The organism is Bacillus sp. C30 (assembly GCF_040838255.1).
Classification (GTDB): domain Bacteria; phylum Bacillota; class Bacilli; order Bacillales; family Bacillaceae_G; genus Bacillus_A; species Bacillus_A mycoides.
In genome coordinates, this window is record NZ_JBFPJH010000568.1 from 1 (window position 1) to 1,874 (window position 1,874).

The 1,874-nt window shown below is 37.3% G+C and carries 3 protein-coding genes; 1 reads left to right on the forward strand and 2 read right to left on the reverse strand.

Annotated elements, in window-relative coordinates:
* Positions 1-344: DUF2628 domain-containing protein (locus AB3X49_RS22930; RefSeq protein WP_367964950.1), on the reverse strand; the 344-nt coding region annotated here is incomplete at its 3' end.
* A gap of 25 nt (positions 345-369) precedes the next feature.
* Complete coding sequence (locus AB3X49_RS22935; protein ID WP_113708766.1) at positions 370-822, reverse strand: methylated-DNA--[protein]-cysteine S-methyltransferase; 453 nt, start codon at positions 820-822, stop codon at positions 370-372.
* Between the two features lie 133 nt (positions 823-955).
* Here AB3X49_RS22935 and namA point away from each other — a divergent pair.
* Positions 956-1,874, forward strand: a 919-nt coding sequence (gene namA, locus AB3X49_RS22940; RefSeq protein ID WP_367964952.1) for an NADPH dehydrogenase NamA, incomplete at its 3' end; no start/stop codon positions are given.

Sequence of the window (1,874 nt, forward strand, 5' to 3'; positions counted from 1 at the left end):
ATATTAATGATTGGCAACGCTACGTTGAACCCCATATAATAAGAAAATGCATCACATGCTACTAATAACAGTATAAATAAAGCAGCAGGTAAATAATACTTACGATATCCAAGCCAACCTACATTGAAAATAGCAGCCAAACCATTCCAGCTCCACCTAGCAATTCGCTTATTCTCAAGCTCCCATTTTCTTTTGTAATATGGATATTGTCTCCCTACATATACTTCTAATTCTTTGTCTATTAGCGAGCTTTCTTCACCTTGTTTATTATGCAAGTTCCGTTGACAATTTGCACAATTCAACTGATCATTAATACAAGGTCGCCCACAATTTATACATTTCAAAACAATCCCTCTTTCCATCCATACTTCATTTTAATATGCCTTCATGCTTCAATAACCACTCTTTCCTCCATAAACCACCCGCATACCCAACAAGTTTTCCACTCTTTCCTATTACACGATGGCATGGAACGATAATTGAAATTGGATTCCGGCTATTTGCCCCTCCTATCGCTCGTACAGCTTTCGTATTCCCAACCTTCTCCGCAATATCTAAATATGAAGCACTTACGCCATACGGAACAGTGTAAAGTGCATCCCATACATTCTTTTGGAATGGTGTTCCTTCAGCAGACAATGGAACTGTAAACTCTTTTCTTTTTCCTTCAAAGTATTCATCTAATTCATTTATACATTGTTCAACAAGTTCATTTTTATGTTCTTCTTTTCTTTCTTCAACAAATATAACAGACGTAATCCCTTTCGTATTCGCTGTAATTTCCAGCAAACCTAATTCACTTTCATAATAAGCCTGATACATATGTCATCCTCCAATTCAATTCATATTAGCCATTGTAACACGAATAGACGAAATTTTTCGTATAAGCGTTTTATTAGGGAAACAAAAAAGAGGATGATACAATGTAAGAAAATTCAATCAAGGGGGATATTTGATGGAGCTTCAACTTTTTTCACCTTATACAATTAAGGACGTTACGCTAAAAAACCGTATCGTTATGTCGCCTATGTGTATGTATTCATCAGAGAATGAGGATGGCCGAGTAACCAATTTTCATCTCATTCATTATGGAACCAGGGCTGCTGGCCAAGTAGGCTTAGTTATGATTGAAGCAACAGCTGTGTTACCTGAAGGACGTATTTCTAACAAAGACTTAGGCATTTGGGGTGATAATCTAATTGAAGGCTTACATAAGACGACAGCATTTATACATGATAACGGCGCAAAAGCTGCCATTCAACTCGCTCATGCCGGAAGAAAGGCTGAATTAGAAACGGACGCTTTAGCTCCTTCAGCAATTCCGTTTAACGATGGAATGAAAATACCCGTGGAAATGAGTAAGCAACAAATTAAAGACACCGTATTAGCTTTTCAAAAAGCTGCGTTACGTTCAAAACAAGCGGGATTTGACGTTATTGAATTACATGGTGCTCACGGTTATCTTATTAATGAATTTCTTTCTCCGCTTTCAAATAAGCGGACTGATGAATACGGGGGTTCACCTGAAAATCGCTATCGTTTCTTACGCGAAATCATTGACTCTGTAAATGAAGTTTGGAACGGACCGTTATTTGTTCGTATTTCAGCAAATGATTATCATCCTGACGGGTTAACAGTTCAAGATTATGTGCAGTATACAGGATGGATGAAAGAACAAGGGGTAGATTTAATCGATTGTAGCTCTGGTGCAGTTGTCCCAGCTCATATTGATGTATATCCAGGTTATCAAGTGCAATATGCCAAACACATTAAAGAGAATGCTAACATTGCAACAGGTGCAGTTGGATTAATTACGACTGGATTACAAGCGGAGCAAATTTTAAATAATAGCGAAGCAGATTTAATTTTTATTG

Excerpts from the sequence above, each read along its gene's own strand:
- AB3X49_RS22935 (WP_113708766.1), bottom strand. The coding sequence starts at position 822 with ATGTATCAGGCTTATTATGAAAGTGAATTAGGTTTGCTGGAAATTACA.